Annotated in this window: 26 protein-coding genes and 1 pseudogene; 25 read left to right on the top strand and 2 right to left on the bottom strand. The window is 54.2% G+C overall.

The genetic code is table 11. The features are described from left to right. The first annotated feature begins 13 nt into the window (after positions 1 to 13). From YH3_RS27010 to YH3_RS27060, 11 genes are all read left to right on the top strand, one after another. Positions 14 to 1021 (top strand): IS481 family transposase, encoded by a 1008-nt coding sequence (locus tag YH3_RS27010; protein ID WP_154100361.1) that lies wholly within the window; start codon positions 14 to 16, stop codon positions 1019 to 1021. Continuing rightward, entirely contained in the window at positions 1005 to 2048 is a 1044-nt protein-coding gene (locus tag YH3_RS27015) for a hypothetical protein (protein WP_154100362.1), read from the top strand. The genes YH3_RS27010 and YH3_RS27015 overlap by 17 nt, the downstream gene beginning before the upstream one ends. 16 nt (positions 2049 to 2064) lie before the next feature. After that, complete coding sequence (locus YH3_RS27020; RefSeq protein WP_082920684.1) at positions 2065 to 4053, top strand: DUF935 family protein; 1989 nt, start codon at positions 2065 to 2067, stop codon at positions 4051 to 4053. A gap of 185 nt (positions 4054 to 4238) precedes the next feature. Then, positions 4239 to 4655, top strand: a complete 417-nt coding sequence (locus YH3_RS27025; RefSeq protein ID WP_030537394.1) for a transposase — start codon at positions 4239 to 4241, stop codon at positions 4653 to 4655. A 179-nt stretch (positions 4656 to 4834) separates the two neighbouring features. Then, on the top strand, positions 4835 to 5653 hold the full coding sequence (locus YH3_RS27030) for a DDE-type integrase/transposase/recombinase (protein ID WP_081377669.1): 819 nt from the start codon (positions 4835 to 4837) through the stop codon (positions 5651 to 5653). Between the two features lie 91 nt (positions 5654 to 5744). After that, complete coding sequence (locus YH3_RS27035) at positions 5745 to 6338, top strand: phage minor head protein (RefSeq protein WP_064444437.1); 594 nt, start codon at positions 5745 to 5747, stop codon at positions 6336 to 6338. Between the two features lie 677 nt (positions 6339 to 7015). Then, entirely contained in the window at positions 7016 to 8281 is a 1266-nt protein-coding gene (locus YH3_RS27040) for a phage protease (RefSeq protein ID WP_154100363.1), read from the top strand. Beyond that, a complete protein-coding gene (locus YH3_RS27045; protein WP_064444439.1) occupies positions 8282 to 8656 on the top strand; it encodes a DUF2190 family protein in 375 nt (124 codons plus the stop codon). Between the two features lie 19 nt (positions 8657 to 8675). Then, complete coding sequence (locus YH3_RS27050) at positions 8676 to 9605, top strand: hypothetical protein (protein ID WP_064444440.1); 930 nt, start codon at positions 8676 to 8678, stop codon at positions 9603 to 9605. A gap of 18 nt (positions 9606 to 9623) precedes the next feature. Then, positions 9624 to 9842, top strand: a complete 219-nt coding sequence (locus tag YH3_RS27055; protein ID WP_064444441.1) for a head fiber protein — start codon at positions 9624 to 9626, stop codon at positions 9840 to 9842. After that, positions 9842 to 10246, top strand: coding sequence for a hypothetical protein (locus YH3_RS27060; protein ID WP_064444442.1), 405 nt, complete (start codon positions 9842 to 9844; stop codon positions 10244 to 10246). Before YH3_RS27055 ends, YH3_RS27060 begins: the two co-directional genes overlap by 1 nt. Before the next feature lie 72 nt (positions 10247 to 10318). On the opposite strand, the gene YH3_RS35715 is transcribed toward YH3_RS27060, so the two are convergent. Together YH3_RS35715 and YH3_RS36260 are read right to left on the bottom strand one after the other, a co-directional pair. Then, positions 10319 to 10636, bottom strand: coding sequence for a hypothetical protein (locus YH3_RS35715; protein ID WP_154100364.1), 318 nt, complete (start codon positions 10634 to 10636; stop codon positions 10319 to 10321). A gap of 15 nt (positions 10637 to 10651) precedes the next feature. After that, complete coding sequence (locus tag YH3_RS36260; protein WP_193777205.1) at positions 10652 to 10822, bottom strand: hypothetical protein; 171 nt, start codon at positions 10820 to 10822, stop codon at positions 10652 to 10654. 247 nt (positions 10823 to 11069) lie between these two features. Between YH3_RS36260 and YH3_RS35165 the strand changes: the two genes are divergently transcribed. The 14 genes and pseudogenes from YH3_RS35165 (at position 11070) to YH3_RS27125 (ending at position 21736) form a co-directional block, all read left to right on the top strand. Continuing rightward, positions 11070 to 12869 carry a hypothetical protein gene (locus YH3_RS35165; protein ID WP_082920685.1) on the top strand — a complete coding sequence of 600 codons (1800 nt, stop codon included), beginning with the start codon at positions 11070 to 11072 and terminating at the stop codon, positions 12867 to 12869. 19 nt (positions 12870 to 12888) lie between these two features. Beyond that, a complete protein-coding gene (locus YH3_RS35720; protein WP_154100365.1) occupies positions 12889 to 13143 on the top strand; it encodes a hypothetical protein in 255 nt (84 codons plus the stop codon). Positions 13144 to 13152: 9 nt separating this feature from the next. Continuing rightward, positions 13153 to 13611 carry a restriction endonuclease gene (locus YH3_RS27070; RefSeq protein ID WP_064444444.1) on the top strand — a complete coding sequence of 153 codons (459 nt, stop codon included), beginning with the start codon at positions 13153 to 13155 and terminating at the stop codon, positions 13609 to 13611. A 170-nt stretch (positions 13612 to 13781) separates the two neighbouring features. Beyond that, complete coding sequence (locus YH3_RS27075; RefSeq protein WP_064444445.1) at positions 13782 to 14300, top strand: hypothetical protein; 519 nt, start codon at positions 13782 to 13784, stop codon at positions 14298 to 14300. A gap of 56 nt (positions 14301 to 14356) precedes the next feature. Continuing rightward, positions 14357 to 14524, top strand: a pseudogene (locus YH3_RS36885) (transposase); the annotation flags it as partial. Further along, positions 14491 to 15474, top strand: a complete 984-nt coding sequence (locus tag YH3_RS27085) for an IS3 family transposase (RefSeq protein ID WP_238592737.1) — start codon at positions 14491 to 14493, stop codon at positions 15472 to 15474. The pseudogene YH3_RS36885 and the gene YH3_RS27085, both read left to right, overlap by 34 nt. A 105-nt stretch (positions 15475 to 15579) precedes the next feature. Next, positions 15580 to 15918, top strand: a complete 339-nt coding sequence (locus YH3_RS37420) for a phage protein Gp36 family protein (protein ID WP_371595643.1) — start codon at positions 15580 to 15582, stop codon at positions 15916 to 15918. A gap of 3 nt (positions 15919 to 15921) precedes the next feature. Further along, on the top strand, positions 15922 to 16392 hold the full coding sequence (locus tag YH3_RS27095) for a phage virion morphogenesis protein (RefSeq protein ID WP_064444447.1): 471 nt from the start codon (positions 15922 to 15924) through the stop codon (positions 16390 to 16392). A 38-nt stretch (positions 16393 to 16430) separates the two neighbouring features. Then, entirely contained in the window at positions 16431 to 16892 is a 462-nt protein-coding gene (locus YH3_RS27100; RefSeq protein ID WP_154100366.1) for a hypothetical protein, read from the top strand. Positions 16893 to 16930: 38 nt separating this feature from the next. Continuing rightward, the gene (locus tag YH3_RS36265; RefSeq protein ID WP_193777206.1) at positions 16931 to 17098 is read left to right on the top strand and encodes a hypothetical protein; all 168 of its coding nucleotides are present in this window, start codon (positions 16931 to 16933) and stop codon (positions 17096 to 17098) included. Beyond that, complete coding sequence (locus YH3_RS27110; RefSeq protein WP_274522696.1) at positions 17088 to 18047, top strand: phage tail tube protein; 960 nt, start codon at positions 17088 to 17090, stop codon at positions 18045 to 18047. The genes YH3_RS36265 and YH3_RS27110 overlap by 11 nt, the downstream gene beginning before the upstream one ends. Positions 18048 to 18195: 148 nt before the next feature. Beyond that, complete coding sequence (locus YH3_RS27115) at positions 18196 to 18462, top strand: hypothetical protein (protein ID WP_064444451.1); 267 nt, start codon at positions 18196 to 18198, stop codon at positions 18460 to 18462. Positions 18463 to 18791: 329 nt separating this feature from the next. Further along, entirely contained in the window at positions 18792 to 20915 is a 2124-nt protein-coding gene (locus YH3_RS27120; protein WP_154100367.1) for a phage tail tape measure protein, read from the top strand. Continuing rightward, the gene (locus tag YH3_RS27125) at positions 20912 to 21736 is read left to right on the top strand and encodes a phage tail domain-containing protein (protein ID WP_064444453.1); all 825 of its coding nucleotides are present in this window, start codon (positions 20912 to 20914) and stop codon (positions 21734 to 21736) included. The genes YH3_RS27120 and YH3_RS27125 overlap by 4 nt, the downstream gene beginning before the upstream one ends. Positions 21737 to 21750: the final 14 nt, after the last annotated feature.

Genomic DNA, 21750 nt, shown 5'->3' on the forward strand with positions numbered 1-21750 from the left:
AAGGACCAGCCCTGTGACACACCGTAATGCCCCACTCACTGTCGAAGGAAGACGACGACTCGTCGAGCGGTGCCAGAGCCGTCCGATCGCCCACGTCGCCGCAGAAATGGGTATCTCACGCCAATGCGCATCCAAGTGGGTCAACCGGCACCGCAAGTACGGTGACCTGGGACTGCAGGACCGATCCAGCACACCAATACACCAACCGGCCGCCACCGCGGCAGGGATCGTGACCGAGATCGAATCCATGCGACGAACCCGAAAATGGTCGGCCTCACGCATCACCTTCGAACTGGGAACCGACGGCATCGTCATTGCTCGTCGAACAGTCACGAAAATTCTGCGGAACCTAGGATTGCACCGTCGCCGGTTCATCGACCCGAACGGCGAAACCAACCGAAAACCCCAGGTCATCATTGCGAAACGACCTGGTCAGATGGTCCACGTCGATGTGAAGAAAGTCGGGAAGATCCCCGACGGCGGCGGCTGGCGTGCCCACGGCCGCGGCTCCGAGCAGGCCAAACGATCCGAGCGCCGGAAAAAGAAGAACAAACAGGCCCGCCTCGGCTACACCTATCTGCATTCCGCGATCGACGGCAACACCCGCCTGGCGTACACCGAAGCCCGCGACAACGAAACCGCTGCAACAGCCATCGATTTCATGAACAACGCCCGCGTCTTCTTCGCCGCACACGGAATCGCTCGCATCGAGCGCGTGATCACCGACAACGGATCATGCTATCGCGCAGCAGATTTCACATCTTCACTGCGAGAGGCACGGCACTACCGGATCAAGCCGTACACCCCGAAACACAACGGGAAGGTCGAGCGCTACAACCGCATCCTCGCCGAAGAACTGCTGTACTCCCGCGAGTACACCAGCGAAGCCCAGCGTCGCACCGCCGTCGAAATCTGGAATGTTCACTATAATTATCACCGACCGCATTCAACACGCGGAGGACGACCGCCTGCCGCTTACCGCCGGCACCGCGTAACTAACGTCCGTGCCTCATACAGCTAGCGGCAACCACATCGATGAAGCCGACGAACTTGAGTACGAGATGTTCATCCAGGCGACCTCACGTAAAGGGCGTCGCAACGAGGCTGGTCAGCCTTCGATCTCCATTGTGACGATGAACCCGAACGACGGATGGGCGAAGGAGCTGTACTACGACCGATGGCGGGCAGGGACGCTACCGGCGAACATCCGGGTGATCGAGTTCGACCTTTCCGACAGCTGGTTGTCACCACGCGACATCGCAGCCCTGATGACAAACCCGGACTGGTGGGTTCAGCGCTACATGATGAACAACTGGAACTTCAGCGATGAATCGACCTCGCTGTTCAAGTCCCGGCACTGGGCCGCATCACTGACTGACAAGCTTGAAGCGACGGATCTACGTGTGGCCGGCTACGACGTTGCCCGCAGCGGAACTGATCGATCGGTGAGGGCGCTCGTCTACGGTACGACGATTGCCGACATCTTGATTACCAAGGACAAGACAGAACAGATCGACACCTCAGTCCAGGCAGACATGCTGGTGGAAGACACGGTTGAGTTCGAGTACGGACTCGACAACATGGCAGTCGATGCGGTGGGTCTAGGTGTTGGCGTGGTGGATGCGCTCGCTAAGCAGGGCTATCACGTCCACGAGTACATGAGTGGTGCTAAGCCAGATCCAGACGTCATGCTCAGTGCCGAGGATTCCATGCCCGTCAACTTCGACAACCTCCGCTCTCAGATGATCTACCTCTACGCCCGTGGGGTGGAGTTGGGAATTATCAAGCACTACAGCGGATGTCCGTATGTCAGGGAGTTGCAGAAAGAAGCGATGATCCACAACTTCGAGATCACCGACAAGGTTCTGAAAGTGGAGAGCAAGGACAAGATCAAGAAACGACTGGGATCAAGCCCGGATCTTCTCGACGCAGTGATCATGGCACTTTACGTTGCACTACGGCCGATCCAAGCCTTTCCAAATCAGGGAGATAGCGATCGAAACTCAAGCGCCCCAATCACTTCGGGCTTGTTCGGCTCATCGTTCTGATTTACATTGAAGGTAGATGGCAAAAGGCACTTCCAAGAAGAATCCACTAGAACTCGGGGACTCTGGCGTTCAGATCTTGAACGGCATTATTACTGGTGACGAATATCGACCGGAGCTTCGTGGCCGTGCTCTGATGAGAACGATCGAAGAGATGCGCCGTGGTGACGCCACTGTTCATGCGGGCTTGATGGCGGTGAAGATGCCGATCGTTGCCGCCGAGTGGAGCGTTGAATCTGGGGGAGAGGACGAGCAGGACACTGCCGCCGCTGAACTTATCGACTACAACTTCAATCAGGTGCTCAACTGGAAGGCTGTTCTTACCGAGGCTCTGACCATGCTGGACTTCGGTTTCTCCGTGTTCGAACTCGTCTTTGACTGGGCGAACGTCAACGGCGTCGATCGTGTGGTGTTGGTGAAGATTGCTTACCGCAAGCAGACGACGATCGAGAAGTGGACGCAAGAGGACGGTAGTCCAGGGATCGTGCAGCGCAAGGCAGATGGCACTGCGGTTTCAATCCCCGATGACAAGCTCCTAGTCCTCACTCACCAACAAGAGGGCGACAACTGGCAGGGTGTCTCGATACTGCGTTCGGCCTACCAGAACTGGTACTACAAGAAGACCTTCTACCAAATCGATGCGGTCAAGCATGAGCGTCAGGCGCTTGGCGTCGTGAAGATCAAGTATCCGAAGGGCGCTACGCCTGCGATGCGCGAAGAAGCGAAGGCAGCAGCACAGAACGTGCGAGCAAATGAGCGCGCTTACATCGAGGAGCCAGACGGCTGGGACATCAACTTTATGGACATGATGGCCAGTACGACTGCTGATCCGAAGGAATCAATCTCCCATCACGATCGCCAGATCCTCAAGAACATGGCAGTGCAGTACATCGACATTGGTTCAGCTGGATCAAGCGGCTCGTACTCTGCATCGACTGATCAGCGCCGATTGCTTGAGCTTCAAGACCAGGCGATCGCGTCGCAGATAGCTGCTCGGATCAATGACAAGGTGGTCAAGGCCATCGTCGACATGAACTTCAACGTCACCGACTACCCGAAGTGGAAGGTCGGCCAGATCGGTCAAGAGAACGTCCAGGAACTTACCGAGGCAGTGGCGAAGATGACCAGCTCGAAGCTTCTCACTCCAACTGACCAGGATGAAGAGCACGTTCGCAAGGTGTTGCGCTTCCCTGACATGCCGGAAGACATCAAAGATCAGCCGCGGGAACAGGTGAAGCCAGAGTCCAAGGTCGAGCCGGAGCAACCTGAAAAGACAGACATCAAGGAAGATGAGCCTGCGACCAAGCAGCTCGAAGCAAGTACGAAATCTAAAGTGCGCCCGATCAATGCACAGGTAAGTGCTCGGGACTTCCCTGGTCTGCACGAAGGACTTGGAATCGAGACTGACAAACTCGGCTGCATCATGCTCGACACCGAAACTATCGATGTTCTCAAGCACGTTGAGGGAGGCGAGTCGGACCTAGTTGAATCCACGGCGGAGCACGATCACGCTATGGGAGCTGTGGCTGAGACCGAGCCTCATGTGACGTTGCTATTCGGCTTACTCAAGAACGGGAACGTCTGGAAGGACGAAGTCGATACCGTGCTCGATGGGTGGAAGATGGACGCCGTCACGATCAGTGAGATCGGGTTCTTCGATCTCACTGACAAGTTCGCGATCGTGGCACACATTGAGACCACACCTGAATTACTCGACGGCCATGATCGACTGACTCTGTTGCCTCACGTTCAGACCTTCAGTGAATACAAGCCTCACATGACGTTGGCCTATGTCGCGCACGACCAGGCAATCGCCGATAAGTGGGTGGATGCACTTGGGGCACAGTACAACGGTGCGACTCTCAAAGCTAAGGGGATCAACTACGGTGATCTGCCAACTGACGACGAAGATACCGACAAGAAGATCGAGGCATCACTGATCTCAACGGCACGGAAGTTCAAGGACGCAGTAATGGACAAACTCTATGGATCGCACAACGCTGCTTAGAGTCAAATCTGAACTGACGCAATCGATCCGAGCAAGTGAAGACTGGCAACCCAGCTACAAGGCTCATCCTGAGACGTTCAAAGCGCTTCTATTGCACGAAGCGGAATTCCCTCTCTGTCAGGATTTAGTGAGACACTCGGAGGCAACCGAGATCACTCACTGAGGGCATGAAACGAGCACCACCGATGAGCAGCCCGAACCCCGAAACACCGTCAGATTCGCCGGCGGATCCTGCCCCGAAACCGACCCGCAGAACCTTCACCACTGAATACCGCAACCGCATCCTCGACGAATACAACAACGCCCCACACGGAGAGAAATCTGCAGTCCTGCGCCGCGAAGGTTTGTACCAATCTCAACTCCGAGAATGGGCCCAAGCCAGAACCGCAGCGGCCGGGAAGTCTCGACCGAAAGCGGTCGCCCATCCCGACACCGACGCCGCGACACGTAAGGAAATGGCCCGACTGACACGCGAGAACGCTCGTCTGGCAAAGCAATTGACGCAGACGGAGGCCGCGCTCGAGATCATGGGAAAACTTCACGTGCTCTTGGAATCCATCTCCGAGAGCACGGACACACCGCCCTTACCGAAGACGCACTGAACAGCACATTCGCCGACCTGCGAGCCGCCGAAATCCCCACCAGGCGATCCTGCATCCTGATCGGGCGATCCCGCGCCACCCACTACCGTCACCAGCAACCACCCGTTCAAGGTCCCCGGAAACCAAGACCCATCCCGGACAACGGCCAAGCGCTCACCGCATCCGAGCGAGCGAAAGTTTTGACCGTCATCAACAGCGACAAGAACGCTGACCTGGCCATATGTCAGATCTGGGCGCGGGAACTCGACGAGGGAAACTACTGGTGTTCACTGTCGAGCATGTATCGGATCGCCGCCGCGGCCGGACAAAACCGTGAACGCCGACGAACAGCGACACATCCACCGAAGGCGATCCCCGAACTCCTCGCCGACGGACCTTCACAGGTCTGGACCTGGGACATCACCAAACTTCGCGGGCCCACCAAGGGCGTGTGGTTTCACCTGTACGTACTGATCGACATCTACTCTCGCTACAACCCGTCGTGGATCGTGGCTGCACACGAAAGTGCTGAATTGGCAGCTGAATTCATTGCGGAAGCAATCGAGCGCAACGGCATCGCCCCGCACACCGTCCACGCGGACCGCGGCACTTCGATGACCTCAGGATTGGTGTCGGAACTGCTCACCAACCTCGGCATCACCCGGTCGCATTCACGACCGCGAGTATCGAACGACAACCCGTACTCCGAGTCGCAATTCAAGACTCTGAAATACCTGCATGATTTCCCGACTTCGTTTGCATCACTGGATGATGCACGAGTGTTCTTGGAAGGATTCTTCAACGAGTACAACCATATTCACCGTCATTCGGGAATTGCCTGGCATACGCCGGCGTCGGTGCACTTCGGGACCGCTGACGCGGTCGACGAGGCCCGGCAGATCACTCTGAACGAGGCTTACGTCGCGAACCCTGCCCGGTTTTCGCGCCGGCCAAGTCCGCCCGAGATGCCGACCGTATTCTTCATCAACGAACCGGTCTCGGAATCGCAGATCAACTGAACGTCACTGTCTCACTTGACTTGACACATAGCGATTAGAGCAAGCCGTGGCCGAATATCTCGCTGGCCTAGCTCAGAGAGCGCCACAGTACGTGGATTGGTCACTCGTTCCTGAACCCGTCAAGGCTGCTGCCAGCCCACTCGCCAACAAAGACGACGACTTGTGGAAGGCCGAAGAGTTCGATCTGACGAAGGCTGTCATCGATGCGATCACCATGCTCACCACCACGGGAGCGCAGGCCGGCGAACTGGCATCGGGGATCTACATCGGCGTTTCGTCGTTGTCTCAAACAGTGCTCGTAGCTGCTCGTGAACAGGTAGCGACGCTCGTGAGCCAGGTGACGGAGACGAATCGCAAGCTCATCCGAGAAGCGATCAAACAGTCGATCGCCAGGGGAGAAGATGTCGCTGGGGCCATCGAACGCATCAAGACCGTCGTGAACAACCCTGTACGAGCAGAGATGATCGCGCAGACAGAAAGTGTGAACGCGTATCAAACGGGGCTGAAGAACTTCGCTGCGGAGACGAACGCGGTGGGTAAAGTGTGGGAATCACTGGCAGGCGCATGTAAGCAGTGCTCTCCACTGGATGGTGAGGAACGGAAGATCGACGAGCTGTTCAGCAACGGCAAGGATCGGCCAAGCGCTCATCCACGTTGCCGCTGCGGTGTCTACTACCAATACTGATGGTAGCTCCCAGTACTACGCGTCCCAGAGGATTGCTTCTGCACCGATACGTGCAGATATGGCTTCGTCAAGATCATCGAATCGACCCAGCCTTATCAGTTTTCCACCACTACCTATGCACGCTGTGTATCGAAGCCCGGATGTTGTACGGACGTGATCGACTCCTCGGACTCCGTACGGGTTCCCTTTGGGAGCTCTTCTATTCTGTGCCTGCTCGCTTGACGTCGCCCAGCGACAATTCTCAGGACTGTAATCGCCGTTGTTGTCGATCCTGTCGATTGAATGCTTGGCGCTCGGACGCTTTCCCATATCCGTGAAAAAGGCTTGGTAGTTAGTGCGCCATCTACTGCAAACGCGAATGCCACGTCCGCCGTAGTGTCTGTACGCTTCACTATTCACGTTATAGCACCGACTTTTCAATGCGTGCCAAGCATCATATTCTGGGGTGCCATATAGTCCGTGTTTTCCAACTATGCGACGGACTAGCGTAGTTCCATTTCTTCGTACACGTTCGTAGTGCTTCCGGCACATACTTTTTGAGTAGCTAGTCATTTCGCAACCGCTAATGATACAATTAGCCATAAGATATCTCCTTGTGGTTTAAGCGCTTAAGGAGGTATTTTTTATACCTCGCTAATAATATTACCACTAAAGGCTGATGGTCTATTGACTTTTGGGTGCAGGTAAATGATATTCATGACATGGCAAAAGGTTTCCACAACTTAGTAAAAATCAAAGCTGATTCAACAGGTCAGGCACCAAAGACGATCGAGCTACTTCGCACGGGCGAGTGGCACACACCATGGCACGGTGATTTCGAGATCACCAAACAGGATCTACAACAGTTCGCAGCCAACGTACAGGCGGGCGTCGGACTGGTTGCAGACGATCCGAAAGTTCCTCTCAACTACGGCCACGCATCGTATGACAAAGCTGCGGGCTGGATTTCGCATGTCTACGTCAGTGATGACGGCGAGGCATTGCTTGGAGATCCTGACTGGACTCCAGCCGCTGAAGAAGCGATCAAAGCTGGTGAGTGGCGATATCTTTCGCCAGAGTTCAACCCACGCGATTGGCCGTGGGAAGACCCTGAAGAGGAGTACCACTTCGTCAACAACGTACTGACGGGTGCTGCCCTCACCAACATCCCACTTTTCAAGAAACTGAAACCGATCACAGCCTCGCGCATCAAGCCTGAGAAGGCAATCAGAGCGAGCGCTGCCGGTGACGGTGATAAACATAATCAAGGAGAACCTATGGATCTAAAGGAGATTCGAGCAAAACAAGTTGCTGACCTTACTGAGGAAGAGAAGACATTCCTGAGCGAGAATAAAGCAGACCTCACAGCGGAAGAGCTGACAACTTTCGGACTCGAAAAGACTGATGACGAAGCGGCAAATGCCGACGCAGCAAAAGAAGCTGCCGACAAGGCAGCCGTAGAGCAAGCGGAAGCAGACGCGAAAGCTGCTGCAGAACAAGCAGAGAAGGACAAGATCGAAGCAAGCCGCAACGGTGGTGTCTCGATCACTGCTGACCGTCTAGCAAAGCTTGAAGCTGATGCTCAAGCTGGCCGCGAAGCGCGACAGCAACTCGACCAACGTGATGCGGAAGAGATCGTAGATCGCAGCATCAAAGCTGGTCAGATCAAGAGCGGCGACAAGACTCGCTGGACGAAACAACTACTTGCATCACGTGGAGATGACCGCAAGAACCTCGAAGAGCTTCTAGCCGGCCTTCCTAAGAACGAGATCGATGGCAAGGAACTTGGCGATGCAGGCCGCACTGTCTCAGTTGAGGCAAGCACCGAAGTCCACAACCGTGTCGTCAAGATCCAGGCAGATGCACGTGCAGCAGGAGGCAGTGTTGCTTACTCGACGGCACGTAAGCAAGTGCTCGATGCAGACGCGAATCTAAAAGAACAATTGAAAGAGGAGGAGAAATAGATGTCATACCAACCAGGTGACCGATACACGGCAGTCGCAGGTGCAGACCTGACAGGCAAGCGATACCACATCGCAAAACTCGATGCTAACGGCGAAGTAGTTCTAGCAGCAGCGGCAACAGACAACATCCTTGGTGTTCTCGATAACGAGGTCAAAAAGGGTGGAGTTGCCGAGGTGGTCCTAGCGAACGGTCAAGGCACATTCAAGGTTAAAGCTGCGAACGCAGTAATTGCCAAGGATGCATTCATTACAACTGATGCAAGCGGTAAGGCAGTTGCCACTACCACTGCAGGCAACCGGGTCATCGGTCGCGCAGTACGCGCAGGTGTAGCGAATGAGGTGATCGAATACGTAAAACATAACGAAAAATACTAAGAAAGGCTGACAACTTAATATGGCAAATCAACCACTATATGTAGACCAAGCTCTGACAAATGTCAGCACCGCGTGGCTCAACAACGATCGCGATTTCATCTCGGACATAATCTTCCCTGAAGTGCTCGTCTCGCAACCAACATTTGAAGTAGCTGCGTACGGCAAAGATGCGACTCGCGTCCCAAATAGCTCAGTTCGTACAGGTGAAGCTCTCGCGAAACGTGTAAGCCTTAACCGTAGCGTCAACACACTCGGACCTCTTCAGGAGCACGCACTCAGCGACTTCGTCACGAAGATGGACTACAAGCTCTCCAAAGAGCTATTCGAGCCTGAAGCAGATGCAGTCGAGAACATTCACCAGAAGCTCGCCTTGATCGATGAGAAATCGCTTGCAACTCAGCTCGCTGACACATCAGTGATCACACAGAACACTACTCTCAGTGGAGCAAGTCAGTGGAATGACGCGAACTCAACTCCGTTCCAGGACATAGCAACCGGTTCAGCGACGGCTGGCTTCAAGCAGTACAACACTCTCTTCATGGGGTCAGAGGCGTTCAGCGCATTGATGTTGCACCCTGAACTACTTGATCGCATCAAGTGGAGCCAGACAGGTGTACTTACTGAGGAAGCGATTCTTACCCTTTTCCGACCATTCAACATCGAGCGAATCGTCGTCGGTCGTGCGAAGAACGACGTTGCCAAGGAAGGCACAGGCTCAAGCTCATTCCAGAGCGTATGGGGCAAGAACGCATGGCTTGGATACGTGACCAACCGTCCAGCTCGCAAAGAGCTCAACGGTGGCTACAAGTTCCGACTCGAAGAAGGTCGCGAAGTAACACGTGAAGTGAAAGCAAACCCATCAGGAACTGAGATCGTTGTGAGCGACTACTACGACCACATCATCATGAACCCTGAAGCTTTCTACCTTCTAAAAAACGTAGTGGCTTAGTCCGAAGGAATTATTGACATGGTAAGAATAGAACCAGGATTCAAAGGAGCGAAACTCGTTGGCGCGGTGGTAGACACCGCTGCCAACCCAGTGCCAGCGGCAACCGCTACGGTAGTCGGTGGAGTGAAGAAGGGGGCAGCAGTCGCACCTATCACTCCCGCTGCTGACGGCACGGCCGCAGGGACAGCGCTCAACGCACTCATTGCCTCGTTGAAGGCTGCGGGAGTAATCGCGTAATGGCACAAGTAACACTCATCAGCGCGGTTAAGCACGATAGCAAAAACTACAAACCAGGGGACACGTTCGAAGGCGACAAGAAGATCGTTGACGAACTGATCCGAGCTGGCGCAGCACAAGATCCAAGCACGGTAGTCGAGCAGACTTCGGCAGTCGAAACGGCCGAAGATGAAGCGAAAACTATTGTGGCAGAAGCTCAGAAAGACGCAGACAAGATCAAGTCTGACGCCGAAGATGAAGCGAAAACTATCATCGGGAAAGCGGAGGAAGCATCAGGCCTGAAGATCAAGGAAGCAGAGAAAGCGCTCGCTGACGCCAAGGCTGAAGCTGAGAAGCTCGTCAAAGACGCTCAGGACGCCGCTAAGAAGGCTCCGGACACAAAGACCAACACATCTGCGAAGTAGAAGCTACGACGCAACAGAACACACGAGACCGCCTGATGAGGGCGGTCTCGTGCGTTCTGCTTTAGCCATGTCTTACTTCAGGTATTCGTACTTCTCGTAAAATGCCCCCACGGTCGTCTGAAGGCTGCGGAATCCTGGGGCTTTCGATCGGTCGGCGCTGGGGTCCATCCACAATGGTGTGATGGAATGGACTACCCAGTACATCAATGGCTCGACAATCGTTTCGTACACTTCGGTCGATGGGCCGAAGAACCCAACGATGCCCTCCATTTTTTCGACTATTGATCGACCTGCTGACACTGGGTCGACGGCACCGCTGAGTACAGAGCGCTGCAGCACACCGACCTCATCTAGTGCGCTACCAGCTTGCTCTCGGGTCAAGATGATCACGGTCGTGGCTCCATGTCAGTAGCGGACGTTTAGGGAATCGAGTGCGCGGCGCAAACCTGGAAGATTACGAGCCTTGGAATCGAGGCTCTGGTAAATGCTGTTGGACGCCAGGAGCGCTCCCTTAGCTGAGAGATCCCGGAGGTAGTTGAAGTCTTTTCGGTAGGAATCTGGGATGTCGCCGGACATGCTATTCTCCCTTGCCTGGATGGAATGTGCGAGTTGTCGTCAGTGCAATGGCTTGTTCATTTAAGCACTTGGGTACCGAATCCACAATCATCCGTTTGGAGGACACGATTGGTTGTTGTGAACTATGCAATCAGGGTGTCCTGTGCTTAATTAGAAGTAGATGCAATTCGACAACCACGTCAACCTACTGATCGGCACAGTCCGAGTCGCTCCAGATCCCTCGACTACGGGGGAGTCCTTTACGCTGATGCCAGGAGATGCAGCCCCGTTCAAGCCGAACATGCCAGTCACCCTGGTCGCCCCTGACGTAGAGATGCCCACGCGGGACAACGCGGAGATCGCCTACGTACGCGAGGTCAACGATCACGAGCTGGTAGTCACACGCGCACAAGAGGGCACGCTTCCAATGCAGGTGAAGTCTGGGTGGAGGGTGGTAGCCAGTCTGACGGTGAAGACGATCACCGATATTGAGCATGCTGTGGCTCAGAAGGTGTCGCCGGAAGATCTCGCTGAGGTTGCCATGAGCGGTGAGTACCAAGACATACTCAATATCCCTGAGCCAGTAGATATCTCAGGAAAAGCCGACACAGCCTACGTCGACGCACGCGATGCCTTGGTCGCACAGACATCTGAACTTGCCTTGGAGGAAGCGGTCACCAAGCTGTCTCCACGCACGTACGAGGTCCCTGATGGCGTAGAGAACTATCAAATTCCTACGGATGCGAGTGTCGTCATTGCTCTTGGGTCTCAGATCGGCTCGTGGATACTGCCCGTCCCCGTGGAGAATAAACAGATAACCGTCATTAACTCTAGTGGTGACCCCGTGTCTGTAGACGGGGCGTATGCACCTCATTCAATCGTGAGTGGCGGGCAGACGACATTTACTGCGGTGAGCGTATCGGGAGATGATTTGCTGTGGGCATTCATCGAAACAGGAAGTGTGGATGCGATAACGAAGCTCTCCAGTATAGAGGCTGGGGCACAGGTGAATGAAGTCAATTCAGTAAATAGCAAGCAAGGCGCTATAGTGCTTACTAAATCAGACATAGGCCTCGGCAACGCAGACAACACCTCCGACCTAGATAAACCAGTGAGTGCCGCTACGCAGACGGCATTGAATGGAAAAGTAGATAGATCGAGTACGGCCAACGTGATCTACGGTAGAAACTCGGCCAATGTGGAATCAGCGATACCAATGACGGAAACAGCAGCCACGCCCTGGACTATACCAAGACGGGATAGTGCGGGACGCATGAAGGTTGTGGCGGCAGCTGCCGCAGAGGATGCTGTGAATAAGTTCCAAATGGACGCAGCAGACGCCCTAAAGGTGAATAAGGCTGGGGATACGATGACGGGGCAACTCAGGATGGCTAGCTCTGCCGCAAATGGACTAATAAGAGTTGAGCAAGCAGCAAACAACTCAAATAACGGCATCCGAATGGTTAATGCAGGAGTGACACTTGGTGCCAATGTCTACTTTTCTGATGCCTCAACGCTTTCAGTAATTTCTGACGGTACATTAAATCTTAACGGGGCTGGAAACAGAGTTCGCATATCTGGCTCAGAAGTAATATCAGGCACTGGCTTCCCTAACGGCGTAGTATCTGCTCCTGTAGGCTCTACTTACATAGACACTAACGCTACAAATGGTGCTATAGAATGGAAAAAAGCAACAGGCATAGGTAATACTGGGTGGGTTGTGAGTGTGGGGGATATATCAACTACAATTCCAGCGTCTGACTTACTTAACGGTTGGGACTATGAAAGTGCTATTTTTGGTATGCGACTTGCAAGGACTGGGAATATAGTTACTCTAATAATCCCTTCTATTGGGTTGCGTGGAACATCTGCGACAGCTAACATATTCTATGCACTTCCTGCAGGGTATCGTATAAACACTACTGGAAATTACGGAATGGTGGGTTATATTGCTGCTGGTGGTGTGATTGCTGTAACTAGAGACTTCAATAATCTATCATGCTCGGCTAGAACTAACATCAGTGGAATACTATCATGGAGAACTTCAGAACCGTGGCCAGCAGCATAAAACAATAAGGAGAACAATCATGGACCCATTCGACACAAGCAAATATAATATTCAAAGAAAAGAAGACGGTACACTCGTCAGAGTAGACGGCCTAGGCGGTGAAACACCCGAAATGACCATTGACTACTACGACTCACAAATTGCCTACCACGAGCAAGTAGTGGCAAATCTTGAAGCGCAAAAGATGAAATTGGCTGATTGGTTGGTGGATAATCCAGAGGTAGAAGCGGACGAGCCAGCGGAGCTACAAGTACCAGAAAACGCCGCCAACTAGAGACGTCAGATGAACTACATCACCACTCCCCACGAAGCTGAACTGAACGCAGCAGAGAAAATGAAGTCCTGGGGCTTCACCGATGCCGTCGCTACAACTGGAGGAGCAGATGGTGGGATCGACGTTCGGTCGTCATCCGCGTTGGCGCAGGTGAAGTGGAAAGGCGGTGCTGCGGGCAGGCCTGAGATGCAGCAGCTGTACGGGGCGCGGGGGACTGATACCAAGAAGGCGCTATTCTTCTTTGCAGCGTCGAGTTACAGCAAGGCTGCGGTCGCCTATGCGGATGAGGTAGGTATCGGGTTGTTCACCTATGACCCGCTGGGCGAGGTGACGGCTGTGAATGCGCAGGCAGCTGCGGTGCTCAAAAGCCCGAAGGTTGTCGTCTCTTTTCCTGGTTGGGACTTTGGGCTTATCGGCGCGCTTATCGCTGTAGCTGCCCTCTTACTGGTATTCATTTTCACAATCTGATGTATATTCAGAGATGAAATGTACGGCGCAACGCAATTCGGTCAGATCCCTTTCGGCGGCAGTATCCGTCGAGTTGTTCACGATCTCGGACGCCGGGCGTTGTACGCGACAGTCTTGACGTCTAGTTCGAGCGCGACCGTACTGGAAAGCGTTAAACGGTAACAACTCTCATGGCAACAACACTTCAAGTAGATTCATTCAGTCTCAACAATATTCGTGAACGCACCACACTGGTTGAGGGTGTATCCGAGGGCGCAACAGAAATCAGAGTCGCGAGCACTCAAGGCTACGTACCTGGTTCGATCATCTACGTAGGTGAACTGGCGCGTGATCGGTGTGAGAAGGCCGTGGTTGCATCCGTGACGGGCGGATCGACTGTGAGTCTGGTTTCACCGCTCGAGTACCCTCACGCAGCGTTTGGTGATGTCACAGCCGTACTTGGCGACATGATCCACTTCTACCGAGCAGCCAATGTGGACGGGAAAGTGCCGGCCGATGACCTGTTCAGTGTTCTCGCTACGCGTGACATCGATCCTGACCAACCATCGACGTACATGACAGATTCGGCGGGTGGGTCTGGATTTTGGTATCGCAGCACCTATTTTAATGCGAGCACGAACGAGGAGACTGCGCTCACCGACAGTGAAGCTCGGCGGGGCCAGGACTGTGGCATGACCCCCGTGAAGTGACCCGCAAGTTATGAGAATCCTTCCGCCCTGATCAAGGGCATGAAAGGCTTCATCTCATGGCTGGACGCAAACGGCACACACCCGAACAGATCATCCGCAAACTGCGCCACGGCGACGAACTCGCCGCCACAGGCGCCGACGTCGAGGAAATCGCCCGACAACTCGACGTCTCGGTGCCGACGCTCTACAACTGGCGCAAGCAGTACGGCGGTATGAAAGCCGACGACGCCAAAGAGTTCAAGGAACTCAAGAACGAGAACGCCCTGCTCAAGAAGCTCCTCGCCGAAGCCGAGCTCGAAAAGGCTGCCCTCAAGGAGATTGCTCGGGGAAAATTCTGAGCCCGACCGCCAAACGAAACGCCGTGATGATGCTCCAGGAAACAATGGGGCTCTCGCAGCGTTTCGCCTGCAGAATCGTCGGGCAACCACGATCGACCCAACGCAAGAAAGTAGCAAGGAACACCTCGGATGATCCGGATGCCGATCTGCGGAAGTGGTTGCGGGACTGGGCCAAAGCGAATGCCCGCAAGGGATTTCGTCGGGCGTGGGCGGACTTGCGTGCCGCGGGCTGGGTGATTAACAAGAAGAAGGTTCAGCGACTCTGGCGCGAGGAAGGACTGCGGGTGAACGTCCGCAAGATACGTAAACGGGCCGGCGCCTCGACTACTCCGATCACCGAGGCAGATGCACCGAAGGTTGTGTGGGCGATCGACTTTCAGTTCGACTCGACCACCGAGGGCCGGAAGTTCAAGATCGCGTCGATGGTCGACGAACACACCCGCCAGTCCGTACTGAACATTGTCGAGCGATCCATCCCGGCAGAGGACCTCGTCGCAGCGTTGAAGAAGGCGTTCGCGCTCTGGGGCGGCCCACCGCAGGTCCTGCGGTGCGACAACGGGCCCGAGTTCATCTCCGAGGCGCTGAGGACGTTCTGCGAGGATCAGGTCGGTATCGGCTACGTTCCACCTGGTCAGCCGTGGAAAAACGGCTACATCGAGTCCTTCAACAACCGTGTCCGTGACGAATGCCTGAACATGAACGAATTCCACAGCCTCCTCGAAGCTCGGGTGGTCATCGAGGACTGGAAGGAGGACTACAACAACCGGCACCGTCATTCATCGCTGGCGTATCGAACTCCAAATGAGTACGCTGCCAGCTGTATTCACACGCATTGATTCTCTGATAGCGAGTGGCTCACCAAATGGGGTCCTGCCAACTGGGGTAACTACTGTTCGCTCGATGAGATCCGCACTGAGGCAGGATTTACCAGTGCTTTCAACCTGAACGACAGCCTGATCTTCCAGCATCGACGATCGGCGCAGAGCGAGATCAATACTGCACTTGGATCTGTCTACACAGTGCCATTCAAGCCTGTCCCTGAAATCATCCGCACACTGACAATCAAGCTCGCTGCAGGGATGCTCCTGCAATCGGCTTACGGTGAGCGATCCTCACAGGCCAGTCTCAAGCTAAAAGAAGCACGCAACCAGATCAAAGCAATGCAGGATCGAGATCAGACCATCTCAGACGAGGACGGTCATTCGATTGCTGGTGGCGGGATCACTAGCTGGCCAGGTGAAGACCAGCCACGAGCGTTCCATATGGGTGATCGGTTCTAGCTGATGGCGGGATCTGTTGTCCGCGTCAAAATTTCGGGCGACAAGGATGTCGTCAAGATGCTCAACGATGTCGGGTTAGAACTCAAAGACATGCAACTCGCGATGAAGGATGTCGGTAAGTACCTCAAAGGTCTGTACTCGGGTGAGGTCTTTGCTTCCAGGGGCGGGATTATTGGCGAGAGCTGGCCGCGCCTGAGTACGAAGTATGCAGCGTGGAAGGCCAAGAGGTTTCCCGGTCGCCCCGTCTTGGTTCGAACGGGGCTGATGCAGAGGTCGTTCAGCTACGCAGCGCAGCCATTGCAGGTTGAGATCAGCAACAAGGCCGCGCACTTCCGATACCACCAGAGCGATGAACCGCGCACGATCATGCCGTACCGCCCGATGATGAAGGTCGAGGACGCTCAGTACAACGAGATCGTGAAAACCATCAACGCTCGACTCGAGGCAACGATCAAGGCGAAGGGAGGAATCTAGCCATGTACGAGGAAACAACACAACGGATCGTCGACCTGATGAAGGAGACCTTCGTCGGTGGTCCCTTCGTAGAGTTCTACGACGGAGACCCCGATGAGATCCCGGCATTCAACTTGCCGTGCATCGTGGTTGACCAGACCAACGACAACACTGCTCGTGCTACGTGGGGTGAGGACGACATCACTGACAGCATCATCATCAAGGTGATCTTCAACAAGGCCGACGACTGGACTGCCGACGTAAATCCAAATGACCTGACATCGAGGAAGATTCGCCAGATCATCGCAGCGCGTGATCCCAAGACCGGGCGCTACATGCCAAACACGGTCAAACATGCGATCCGATACTTCGCTACCAAGGGGCTGACAGCCGTAGCGAGTGACATGGAAATCGAGTACGGCATGGTCCCGCGTGTGAACGGCGACAAGGGGATCATTACTCAGGAAGGTTGGGTGAAATTCTCGGTCCAGTATGTCGCGGAAGTCGTTGAGGCGCAATAGCTATTCTCTTAAATGGCCGAATGCAATATATTACGGGCATGGGAAAGTCTATAGAGAAAAACAAGAGTGTTCCTGAGGAACCTCGCGAAGAGTCAACAGATAAACAGACGTTCTTCCTGCCGTTCGAGCGCAAGGTCATCGAGGCCGAAACACTTGAGGAGGTAGTGGAACTGACGAAGAAAGAAGAGGACGGTGATGCCAACTGAACCATACATAGGAAGGCGTGAAGCGATTGGCTTCGGCGTAGGATCAGATCCAGCAGTGACGGTCGCGCCGCAAGCGTGGATTCACTGGTTGGACCAGGACATACAGTCAAAAACCGAGACGATCGAGAACGAAAGCGCCCTGGGCGTTGTCGAGAAGATCAACGACAGCGCAGTTGTCGGCAAGTGGGTCGAAGGAACGATCGGCGGCAAGGTTACCGAGGTTGGCGTTGGGTTTCCATTACTAGGGATCTTCGGATCTGTCACGACCGGAACGGCAGTCACTGGGATCTATCCGCACACGTTCAACGTCAATCAGTCGAGTATCCCACCCGCAATAACTCTCGCGAAGGTCACTCCGATCCAATCGAAGCGGCACAGCTACGTAACCTTCGATACGTTCGAGCTGACGGCTGAGGAAAAGGGCTGGGTACAGGTCAGCTCTGCAGTTAAGGCTCGAATCGGTGAGACATCAACTGAGGTAGTCGCGCTCACAACTGAGAAAGAGTTTACGAGCAAGAACATCGTGCTCAAGACAGCATCTTCAAGTGCTGGCCTGGCTGCTGCGCCGGCCATTGCTGCCAAGAGTCTGAAACTCAACATCGAGCGACCATCGGAGATGACGTTGCTGCTAGGTGGTGACGATAACCCTGTGTTTGATCGTGGTGTCTTCGAAGCCAAGGGGGAGTTCGTGATTCGCTACCTCAGCACTGACGTGGAAGACGACTATCTTTCGAACGCAATCAAGGCGATGAGCATCAAGATGACCAACGACGCAACAAGTCTGGAGTTTATCGCTACCAAGGTGCGCTTCCGTGAACTTGAGAAGTCGAGCGACCGCGACGAGATCGTGACGCAGACGGTGAGCTTCTACTGCGAGTTCGATACGACGGCAGGTAAAGCAATCCAAGCTGTGCTCAAGAACCCTCGCGCATCGTACGCAGCTGCGTAGATCTCTATTGACCAATGATATGCCCCTTGCTTAAATAGGGGCATATTTAATTGGAGAATTTATGGGACTAAATATTGTTGTTGATCGTAGGGTTGATCTTTCTGACTTTGGGCAAGGATGGGACGGTTGCTACCTTCTCGTTCGTGCTATGAACAGTGATCAGTTGAACGAATACCAAGAAAAGATTCTCGGCGTAGCGCAGGACGACACAGCGAGCACATTGATGGACGAGAAGCTCACTGAACTGATAATCGGTGGCAAGATCATGAATACTGACGAAGGGACCGGTAAAACGAAGGCATTGATGTTCGATGTGGAGGACATACCTGATGTAATTGCGGCGCTCGGTTTAACGTTCAAGCAGCGTGCCCTCATGGTGAGTGCTGGTACCTACGGTTTAAAAGGGGTGAACTAGACGATCTCCGAAGATCGTACGAAGACTTCATAGTGCGTGATCTGGCGCAAGATGTTCCGGCTGATGTGCAGCTATCTGTATTCAAGTTCAGGTACAGGGAGCGCTTCGGCTTGTCTGTAAGCCAGATGGCGTCAGAACCATGGGAAGCGATTTGGGAAGCGGACGTAATCTGGTCGTTGGATAGAAAACGCGAACAGTTAGAAGAACAGAGACGATTAAACAGCCGAAATTAGCGGCTGTTCTTTGTATGGTCGTATCATTGTCTGCGTGTTAGGTTAGAGATAGAAAGGCAGCGCCAATAACAGTAGCTGTCGGAGTTTTAATACCGCGTGGCAAACAAGATCAATATCGTCATATCTGCAGACGGAAAATCAGCTCGACACGAGTTCGACATGACTGGCAAGTCCGTTGATGGTTTAACGGACAGTACGGATAAAAACGCCAAATCCTCAAAGGCTATGGGGATGGCTGCTGCCGCTGCGAAGGTAGCTATCGTCGCTACTGGGGTGGCTGCGGTGGCCGCTGCGAAGTATGCCATTACAAGCGCGGCTGACTACGAGCAGTCGCTCAACATCTTCGCTTCGGTAGCCGGTGCAACTGCCGAACAGATGAAACTTGTTGCGGCACAGTCACGGGCGCTTGGTAAGGATATTTCTCTACCAGGAGTCAGTGCTGCCGATGCAGCCTTGGCGATGACGGAACTCGCGAAGGCCGGCTTGTCTGTCAACGATTCGATGGCTGCCTCCAAAGGTGTTCTGTCACTGGCTAAAGCTGGACAGATGGAGACTGCTCAGGCTGCTGAGATTGCTGGCAACGCCCTCATGGCGTTTGGACTCAAAGGTGAAGAAGCGAACCGTGTTGCGGATCTCCTCGCTGCCGCTGCCAATGCATCAAGTGCTGGGGTCCATGATTTAGGAATTTCTCTCAGCCAGGCGAGTGCGGTTGCGGCGATGACCAAGCGTCCGGTCGAGGATGTCGTGACTCAACTCAGTCTCATGGCGAACGCAGGCCTGAAGGGTTCTGACGCTGGTACATCCGTGAAATCAATGTTGATGGCGTTGATCTCGCCGTCGAGCACTGCGGCCGGTGCGATGAAAGAAATCGGGTTCAACGCCTACACCGCAGGCGGACAACTCAAATCGACACGCGAAATCATCCAGGACATGACCAAGGCACTCAACGGAAAGACTGATGCGCAGAAGAACAGCTTGATGGCGGACATCTTCGGTAGCGATGGCATCAGGGCTGCGTCGATTGTCATGAAGGATGGTGTCGAGGGGTACGACAAGATGCGGAAGGCAGTCACCAAACAAGGTGCCTCTGCGGATCTTGCTGCCGCCCAAAACGCAGGATTCAAGGGTGCCCTAGATGCACTGAAGAGTTCAGTCGAGACTGTGGGTATCGATCTCGGCATGAAGATGCTTCCCGCATTAACCGGCGCGGTTACCTACATCGGAAACAAGGTTGAACCGACCTTCAACAGTTTAGTTGGCACCTCCGAGCGGATCTGGAAAGTACTGAGTAAGGTCGGAACAGAAGTCGCAACATACTTGAGTCCGAAACTGTCCGCGCTCTGGTCGACAGTAAATACCAGTCTTATTCCATCGTTCGTAAAGTTCTGGGATGCAATACAACCGCTCCTCCCAGTCATCGGTACGGTACTCGTGGTCGCGTTCGGACTCCTTCTTGACAGCGTGAATCTAGTGGTAGCCGCCTTTTCTGGCGTCATCTCGTTCGTGGCTGGTCTGGTGACTGCATTCAATGATGGCAATCCGATCGTCGTAGGCTTAGCTCTCGCCTTTGGATCGCTGGCTCTTGCAATGGGATTCAACGCAGTCTTCGGTGCACTGACTGCCGGGTTCGCAACTCTGACAACCACCACTATTCCAGGTGCGGTCCTATCCATCACTGGACTGAAAACCCTTATTACTACGCCGATCATCATGCCTGCGATCGCTATCGCTGCTGCCCTTATTGCGATTCAGCAAGTCGCAAATGCGTATGACCAAATGAAATCGGCAATCGAAGAGAAAGATCGATCAATCCGCAACACTCTCGCCATTACGATGCAACAGATCGATCGCAATGCCCGAATCCAGGCCGATCATGTGACATCGCTTGAGGGGAAGGCGAAGTCGCAGGACCTTACGAACAAGATGATCCGTTTAGACCAGGCGGCGGGGTTAGCCCCTAACGGTGGACGCGCGATCGGTTCGGTATACGCACCTGGTGGTCGCACGCTCGTCGGTGAGCACGGTCCGGAATATGTTGACCTCCCTCAGGGATCGAAAGTCACGCAGGCCTACCGCACCAGAAATGAGCTGTCATCAGGTGGTGGCGCTCAAACAAGTCCCGCAGGTCACAGCGTTTATATCAAGGAAGTTCACAACCACAACGATGTGGATGTTGATCGCATGATCCGAAGCATTGGCTTCAAGTTGGCTACAGCATGAAAGTAACACTCAACAATTTCGCACTCAATGACGCGAGCAACTACACATACCTCGATTCGATTACAGGACTTGATATTCCACCGATTCGCACGTCGAGCGGAAACAGTAGTGGGCAATCAGGTGGATACATCGGCCCACAGCTCTACGGCATGAGGCCCATCACTCTTCCAGGACGAATTTTCAGCGCTGACAAAGTAGTCCACGAAACTCGACGCAAACAACTGCAGGCTGCTCTGAGCACTGGTGACGTGGAGATGCGAGTCACCACAGATGGCGGAAACTGTTACATCATCTACTGCAAGCTGATTGACTTCGACATGCCGATCTCGCGGATCGTGGATAAGTCTTCGTTCAACATCGAGCTGATGGCACCTGACGCGGTGATCTACGACGATTCAATCAGCGGATTAAACAAGACACCGTTGCACCGTTTCGTCTCTGGTGGCCTGACGTGGCCTCTGAGTTGGCCGTTGGTATGGGCACCAGGTTCCCAACCGACGATCATCAACAACACCGGCACGGTCGTCTTGTTCCCCGTGATCACTCTGACAGGTTCGATGAGCAGCCCGACAATCACCAACCAGACCACTGGTCAGTCCTTCACCATGCCGGGGTTCACGACAGGACCGACCGACGTTGTAGTGATCGATATGCGCGCTCACACCGTGCTGTTGAACGGTGAGAACGTACTCGGACTGACAGCGGAGAAGCCGGCAATCGCGTTGATAACTGGCAATAACCAGCTGTTCCTCCGTACGTCCAGCGGCTCGGACACCGTTGTTGGCGAGGTGAGTTGGAAGCCAGGGGTCATGGGGATTTAGCCGATGCTCTTGTC

Origin of the sequence: Rhodococcus sp. YH3-3, from assembly GCF_001653035.1 — a bacterium.
GTDB classification, from domain to species: Bacteria; Actinomycetota; Actinomycetes; order Mycobacteriales; family Mycobacteriaceae; genus Rhodococcus_F; species Rhodococcus_F qingshengii.

Bases quoted from the DNA above. Each gene is read 5' to 3' on its own strand.
- YH3_RS27020 (WP_082920684.1), top strand. From the start codon at position 2,065: ATGGCAAAAGGCACTTCCAAGAAGAATCCACTAGAACTCGGGGACTCT.
- YH3_RS27025 (WP_030537394.1), top strand. From the start codon at position 4,239: ATGAGCAGCCCGAACCCCGAAACACCGTCAGATTCGCCGGCGGATCCT.
- YH3_RS27045 (WP_064444439.1), top strand. From the start codon at position 8,282: ATGTCATACCAACCAGGTGACCGATACACGGCAGTCGCAGGTGCAGAC.
- YH3_RS27050 (WP_064444440.1), top strand. From the start codon at position 8,676: ATGGCAAATCAACCACTATATGTAGACCAAGCTCTGACAAATGTCAGC.
- YH3_RS27055 (WP_064444441.1), top strand. From the start codon at position 9,624: ATGGTAAGAATAGAACCAGGATTCAAAGGAGCGAAACTCGTTGGCGCG.
- YH3_RS27060 (WP_064444442.1), top strand. From the start codon at position 9,842: ATGGCACAAGTAACACTCATCAGCGCGGTTAAGCACGATAGCAAAAAC.
- YH3_RS36260 (WP_193777205.1), bottom strand. From the start codon at position 10,822: ATGTCCGGCGACATCCCAGATTCCTACCGAAAAGACTTCAACTACCTC.
- YH3_RS35165 (WP_082920685.1), top strand. From the start codon at position 11,070: ATGCCAGGAGATGCAGCCCCGTTCAAGCCGAACATGCCAGTCACCCTG.
- YH3_RS35720 (WP_154100365.1), top strand. From the start codon at position 12,889: ATGGACCCATTCGACACAAGCAAATATAATATTCAAAGAAAAGAAGAC.
- YH3_RS27070 (WP_064444444.1), top strand. From the start codon at position 13,153: ATGAACTACATCACCACTCCCCACGAAGCTGAACTGAACGCAGCAGAG.
- YH3_RS27075 (WP_064444445.1), top strand. From the start codon at position 13,782: ATGGCAACAACACTTCAAGTAGATTCATTCAGTCTCAACAATATTCGT.
- YH3_RS27095 (WP_064444447.1), top strand. From the start codon at position 15,922: ATGGCGGGATCTGTTGTCCGCGTCAAAATTTCGGGCGACAAGGATGTC.
- YH3_RS27100 (WP_154100366.1), top strand. From the start codon at position 16,431: ATGAAGGAGACCTTCGTCGGTGGTCCCTTCGTAGAGTTCTACGACGGA.
- YH3_RS36265 (WP_193777206.1), top strand. From the start codon at position 16,931: ATGGGAAAGTCTATAGAGAAAAACAAGAGTGTTCCTGAGGAACCTCGC.
- YH3_RS27110 (WP_274522696.1), top strand. From the start codon at position 17,088: ATGCCAACTGAACCATACATAGGAAGGCGTGAAGCGATTGGCTTCGGC.
- YH3_RS27115 (WP_064444451.1), top strand. From the start codon at position 18,196: ATGAACAGTGATCAGTTGAACGAATACCAAGAAAAGATTCTCGGCGTA.
- YH3_RS27125 (WP_064444453.1), top strand. From the start codon at position 20,912: ATGAAAGTAACACTCAACAATTTCGCACTCAATGACGCGAGCAACTAC.